This is a genomic window from Pseudomonas reactans (genome assembly GCF_013387025.1).
Classification (GTDB): Bacteria; Pseudomonadota; Gammaproteobacteria; order Pseudomonadales; family Pseudomonadaceae; genus Aquipseudomonas; species Aquipseudomonas reactans.
This window is the reverse complement of record NZ_JACAQP010000012.1, coordinates 66,955-73,281: the sequence shown is the minus strand read 5'-3', so window position 1 is coordinate 73,281 and position 6,327 is coordinate 66,955. Positions and strand designations below refer to the sequence as shown.

Sequence of the window (6,327 nt, the reverse complement as noted above, 5' to 3'; positions counted from 1 at the left end):
GCTACTTCAGACCATCCTTAAGGTCCCAAACAGGTAGAATTGCCGCCACTTATGAGCAGTCCGGCCACAATGCGAACTTAAACGCCGGTCGGCACAGTGCAAGCCTCATCGAGTCGTTCACCATTAAATACACGGCAACTCGCTGCGATGTTGCCGTTTGTTATGTATGCGATTCAACGGTTGGGCATTAGCGCTGGCTGCTTCTATCCGCTTTAAACTCTACTAAAAATGCCCCTGTCAGGGGTGTAGTCTGCGCGTTGAATGTCGAATGACGTTCGGCGTAATGACGACAGGAGATGTAAACGTACATGGGTATCAAAAGCTTCGGGCAGAGGTATACCGCTCCCCGCATTTCAGGGGATGAGTTGAATCCTTGTGACGTCAACCTTGAGCGGGGTGCCTGACGCATGTCTATTGTTACGCTATCGAACCATAAGTCCTTCACGGCTGAACCCGGCAAAAGCCTTCTGGATTGTGCAAAGTCACAAGGTACCGTGCTGGAATACAGCTGCCGTACCGGTCGTTGCGGCGTCTGCAAGGCCAACGTGCTACAGGGCGATACAGAAGTGGTGCAACCGGAACTTGCGCTTACGGACGAAGCGCGTGCCAGCGGCGCCATCCTGACGTGCTGCCGAGCTGCGTTGACGGATGTTGAACTCGATATCGAAGACTTGGGCTTGCTGGCCGACATCCAGATCAAAACCATGCCTTGCCGCCTCGATACACTGGAGCGCCTGGCGGACGACGTGTTACGGGTCGTCCTCAGGACACCGCCCAAAAGTGCACTGTTCTACCTACCAGGTCAGTACATCGACGTCATAGGCAAAGACGGCGTGCGCCGCAGTTATTCCATCGCCAACGCTGTACGCGAAGATGCCAAGCTGGAACTGCATATCCGCCAAGTACCTGATGGGATCATGAGTCAGTACTGGTTTGGTGAAGCCAAAGCCAATGACCTGCTCAGGCTGGAAGGCCCACTTGGCACCTTCTGCCTGCGAAATGCCAGCACTACAAACCTGGTTTTCATGGCGACAGGCACCGGAATCGCTCCCGTCAAGGCCATGCTCGAAGCCTTGGCGGGAGCCTCCGCGCCCCTCATCGGCAAGCGCATTTACGTTTATTGGGGTGGCCGTACGGAAAACGACGTGTACTGGCTCCCTGACTTCCCGACGCTGGGCATGACTTACCGCCCCGTGCTTTCACGCGCGGGTACACACTGGTCCGGCGCCACGGGATACGTTCAACAGGCCGTGCTTGCAGAAAACCTTGACCTGGCCGATACCTCGGTCTATGCCTGTGGCTCTGAAGCCATGATCCATACGGCACGCGAGTTGCTGACACAGGCAGGCCTGCCCCTCAAACATTTCCATTCTGATGCCTTTGTAAGCTCGAATTGACCCGGAGACAGCATGAAAGCAGTTATTTTGGCCGGTGGCCTGGGAACACGGCTAAGCGAAGAAACCAGCGTGCGCCCCAAACCTATGGTCGAGATCGGTGGCAAACCCATCCTCTGGCACATCCTGAAAATGTACTCTGCGCATGGCATCAATGACTTCATTATCTGCTGCGGCTACAAGGGGTATGTGATCAAGGAGTATTTTGCCAACTACTTCCTGCACATGTCAGACGTCACGTTCAACATGCGCGACAACACCATGAAAGTGCACGACCAACGTGCTGAAGACTGGAACATCACCCTGGTCGATACCGGCGACGAGTCCATGACAGGCGGTCGTTTGCGTCGTGTCGCCGACTACGTCAAGGACGAAGAAGCCTTTTGCTTCACTTATGGTGATGGTGTCAGCGATCTTGATATCAGCGCGACCCTGGCCTTCCACAAGGCGCATGGCAAGGCGGCAACGCTCACCGCGACATTCCCGCCCGGCCGTTTCGGCGCACTGGATATCCAGAAAGGCCAAGTGCTGAACTTCAAGGAAAAACCCAAAGGGGACGGTGCGCTGATCAACGGCGGTTTCTTCGTCTTGAGCCCCTCGGTCCTCCAGTACCTCGAGGACGACAGCACAACCTGGGAACAGGAGCCGCTGATGAAGCTTGCAGCCGAGGGCCAACTCATGGCCTACGAGCACCCGGGGTTCTGGCAACCTATGGATACGCTGCGTGACAAACACTATCTGGAAGATCTTTGGCAGTCTGGCAAAGCTCCCTGGAAATCCTGGGACTGAATATGAAGTCGACCGTTTCTCCGGCCTTCTGGCAAGGCAAAAGAGTCTTCCTGACCGGCCACACCGGGTTCAAAGGTAGCTGGCTGGCGCTATGGCTGACCAGCATGGGCGCGCAGGTGAAGGGGTTTGCCCTGGCACCACCGACCCACCCTGCCCTGTTCGTCGAGGCCAAGGTGGCCCAAGGCATGGAGTCGGAGCAAGGCGATATTCGTGATCGCACGGTAGTCGCCCAAAGCATGCTGAGCTTCAACCCCGACGTGCTGATCCATATGGCGGCGCAGCCGTTGGTCCGTTTGTCCTACCGCGAACCGGTCGAGACTTACGCCACCAACGTGATGGGCACCCTGCATGTACTGGAAGCCGCCCGTCAATGCCCCAACCTGCGGGCTATCGTCAACGTCACCACCGACAAATGCTATGAAAACCGTGAGTGGGAATGGGGCTATCGTGAAGACGAACCCATGGGCGGCCACGACCCGTACAGCAACAGCAAAGGCTGCGTAGAGCTGATCACCAGCGCCTACCGCAAGTCTTTTTTCAATGATCCGCAAGGTGCCGCATTGGCGTCCGGCAGGGCCGGCAACGTGATTGGCGGCGGCGATTGGGCGGAAGACCGGCTGATACCTGATATCCTCGGTGCCTTCGAGAAGGGTCAGCCCGTCACAATACGCAATCCCAAGTCCACCCGGCCGTGGCAACACGTGCTGGAGCCGCTGAGTGGCTACCTGGTGCTGGCACAACACCTCTGGACCCATGGACATCGTTTTGCCCAGGGCTGGAATTTCGGCCCCAAGGATGAAGATGCACGCCCTGTGGAGTGGATCCTCGATCACATGGTACAGGCTTGGGGTCCAGGCGCCCATTGGCAACTGGACCAGGACCCGCAACCGCACGAGGCCAACTACCTCAAGCTGGATATCTCCAAGGCGCGCACCCACTTGCACTGGGTGCCCAGCTGGAATCTTGAAACCACGCTCGCCCGAATTGTTACCTGGCATCGTGCCTGGTTGAGCGCCAACGACATGCAGGCCCATTGCCTGGAAGAAATCAATGCCTACATGCTCGCCATGCATGCCAGCAGCAACTAACTCTATTTTTTAGCAGGATTTTTCATGACACCCGATATGCTCCGCCAGGAAATCAGCAAGCTCGTCGAGCAGTACGCCAACGTTGCATTGGCGAGCAAGCCGTTCGTGGCCGGCGAAACGGTCATTCCGCCGTCCGGTAAAGTGATCGGTGCGCGCGAGTTGCAGTTGATGGTCGAGGCTTCCCTGGATGGCTGGCTGACCACTGGCCGCTTCAATGCCGAATTCGAAAAAAAGCTTGCTGAGTTTATCGGTGTCAAATTCCTGCTGTCGGTCAACTCCGGTTCTTCCGCCAACCTGGTTGCCTTCAGCACCCTGACCTCACCCAAACTCGGTGAGCGCGCGATCAAGAAAGGCGATGAAGTGATTGGCGTGGCCGCCGGGTTTCCGACCACGGTCAACCCCATCGTTCAATTTGGCGCGGTCCCGGTATTTGTTGACGTTGACATGGCCACTCACAACATCAACGCAGATCTGATCGAAGCGGCCATCACGTCAAAAACCAAGGCGATCATGCTGGCCCACACCCTGGGCAACCCGTTCAACCTGGGCAAGGTCAAGGCTCTGTGCGAAAAGTACAACCTGTGGCTGGTGGAGGACTGCTGTGACGCCTTGGGTGCAACCTATGACGGCAAACTGGTAGGCACTTTCGGCGACATCGCCACCCTCAGCTTCTACCCCGCGCACCACATCACCATGGGCGAAGGTGGCGCAGTGTTCACCAACAACCCGATGCTCAAGGTCATTGCCGAGTCGTTCCGCGACTGGGGCCGCGATTGCTACTGCGCACCGGGTTGCGATAACACGTGTGGCGACCGTTTCGGCCAGCAATATGGCAGCCTGCCTCAAGGTTATGACCACAAGTATGTGTACGCGCACTTGGGCTACAACCTGAAAATCACCGACATGCAAGCCGCCTGCGGCCTGGCCCAGCTCGAACGTGCCCAGGACTTCATCGATACCCGCAAGCGCAACTTCGCGCTGCTCAAAGAACGGTTGTCCAGCCTGTCCGAATTCCTCGAAATCGCCGAAGCGACCCCCAACAGCGATCCTTCGTGGTTCGGCTTCCCGGTGACACTCAAGGAAAGCAGCGGCGTCAACCGTGTCGATTTGCTCAAGTACCTTGACCAGCACAAAATCGGCACACGCCTGCTATTCGCAGGCAACCTCACCCGCCAGCCTTACTTCCAGAACCTGGAATACCGCGTGGTCGGCGAACTGACGAATACCGACCGCACCATGAACCAGACCTTCTGGCTCGGCGTACAGCCGTCGTTGGGCCAGGAGCACTTTGAGTTTGTGGGTGAAAAGCTGGAAGAGTTTTTCGGGATCGGTTTCTAAACAATGAAAGCATCGGATGCGGTAGCGTTGGTTCTTGCACAGAACAAGGTTCTGTATGGTTATGAGCTGATCGGCGGGATGATCACGCACCTGGTTGACAGCATCAATCAGTTGGGCAAGACCAAGCTGGTCTCGGTTCACCATGAGCAAGGGGCAGCGTTTGCTGCATCCGCAGTCGCACGTGCAACGCACCACGAAATACTCGGCGTAGCCCTGGGCACAAGCGGTCCGGGTGCCACCAACCTGATCACCGGCATCGCCGATTGCTGGCTTGATAGCCATCCGTGTCTGTTCCTGACCGGACAGGTCAATACCTACGAACTCAAAGGCGAGAGGAACATCCGCCAACAGGGTTTCCAGGAGCTGGATAGCGTGGCGCTGGTCAGCAGTATTACCAAATACGCCTATCAGATCAGGCATGTGGAAGAGTTGCTTCCGTGTTTGCAAAAAGCTATCGACCTCGCCAGGGAAGGACGCCCGGGTCCGGTACTGTTGGATATCCCGATGGATATCCAGCGAACCGAAATCGATGATGCCGCGGTCAGCGCGTTTTTGCTGCCTCGTGCGCAACAGATTGCAGCGCCACTGCAAGCAGCCGACCTCAAGACGATCAGCAATGCACTGGCATGCGCTCGGAACCCGTTGGTCTTGCTGGGTGGGGGGGCCGTCAACACGCCTAACTTCGCACACTGGCTCAATCAGTTGGAGACGTCTGGTATCCCTTACGTCGCGAGTTTGAAAGGGGCAGAAAAGATCCCGGCGAATGCCAATTACCTGGGTATGCTCGGCGCCTACGGAACACGTGCAGCCAATCATGCCGTGCAAAATTGCGACTTTCTGTTGGTACTGGGCAGCCGCCTGGATGTACGGCAAACCGGTGCCAAACCCGAAGACTTCGCCCGCAAAGCCAAGGTTTTCCAGATCGACCTGATGGAAGGGCAACTGAACAACCGCGTCAAGGCGCACGCCTCCTATGTGATGGAACTGAACACCTTCTTCGCAGACTTCGCCCTTTGCGAAGTCCAAGAAAACGCTGCATGGGCTGGCTGGGCTGCTGATTTGCGAGCTGATTTCGATCAGAGCTTTGTCGATGAGTACACTGATTGGTCAGTGAGCCCCTTCGTCATCTGCTCAACCCTTGGCACTTTGACCAAAGGGCGTGCGGTCGATTTCGTTGCCGACGTCGGCAACAATCAGATGTGGGCGGCACATACGTTGCGATTGAGCCAGGGCCAATCCATGCACCACTCCGGCGGCCTGGGTACCATGGGGTTTGCGATCCCGGCGGCCATTGGCGCCTGCAACGCAGGCAACAAACCCGTCATTGTCATAACCGGTGACGGGGGGGCCCAGCTCAATATCCAGGAATTGGATATCATCGCCCGCGATCAACTGCCGGTGCTGGTCATAGTGTTCAACAACCACTCGCTGGGAATGGTTCACGGGTTTCAAGAAATGTATTTTGAGGGACGAACGTCCTCGACCTCTTGGAATGGCTACACCTCTCGATTCAAAGAGATTGGCGAAGCATACGGCATTAGTGCCAGGGTTATTACACAGGCATCTGAACTGCGCACGCCTGTAAGTGAGTTTTTAGAGGCGCCACGCCCGATGCTCATAGAGATCATCATGCCGGATGCACGGGAATGTCGCCCTCGGCTCGAGTTCGGGATGTTGATTGACCGGCAAATGCCAAAAAGAGCGTAAACACGCTATGA

At 56.7% G+C, this 6,327-nt stretch carries 5 protein-coding genes; all 5 read left to right on the top strand.

The window, feature by feature from the left end:
• The first annotated feature begins 407 nt into the window (after positions 1–407).
• Genes HX793_RS15015 through HX793_RS14995 form a run of 5 tightly spaced genes read left to right on the top strand, consistent with a single transcriptional unit; the run spans position 408 to position 6,316 of the window.
• Positions 408–1,397 carry an FAD-binding oxidoreductase gene (locus HX793_RS15015; RefSeq protein WP_177095910.1) on the top strand — a complete coding sequence of 330 codons (990 nt, stop codon included), beginning with the start codon at positions 408–410 and terminating at the stop codon, positions 1,395–1,397.
• A 12-nt stretch (positions 1,398–1,409) separates the two neighbouring features.
• A complete protein-coding gene (gene rfbF / locus HX793_RS15010; RefSeq protein ID WP_016975341.1) occupies positions 1,410–2,183 on the top strand; it encodes a glucose-1-phosphate cytidylyltransferase in 774 nt (257 codons plus the stop codon).
• A 2-nt stretch (positions 2,184–2,185) separates the two neighbouring features.
• Positions 2,186–3,271 (top strand): CDP-glucose 4,6-dehydratase, encoded by a 1,086-nt coding sequence (gene rfbG, locus HX793_RS15005; protein WP_016975340.1) that lies wholly within the window; start codon positions 2,186–2,188, stop codon positions 3,269–3,271.
• Positions 3,272–3,295: 24 nt separating this feature from the next.
• Positions 3,296–4,609 (top strand): lipopolysaccharide biosynthesis protein RfbH, encoded by a 1,314-nt coding sequence (gene rfbH / locus HX793_RS15000; RefSeq protein ID WP_177095912.1) that lies wholly within the window; start codon positions 3,296–3,298, stop codon positions 4,607–4,609.
• Between the two features lie 3 nt (positions 4,610–4,612).
• Positions 4,613–6,316: a thiamine pyrophosphate-binding protein gene (locus HX793_RS14995; protein WP_177095914.1), complete on the top strand. Its 1,704-nt coding sequence runs from the start codon at positions 4,613–4,615 to the stop codon at positions 6,314–6,316.
• Positions 6,317–6,327 lie beyond the last annotated feature (11 nt).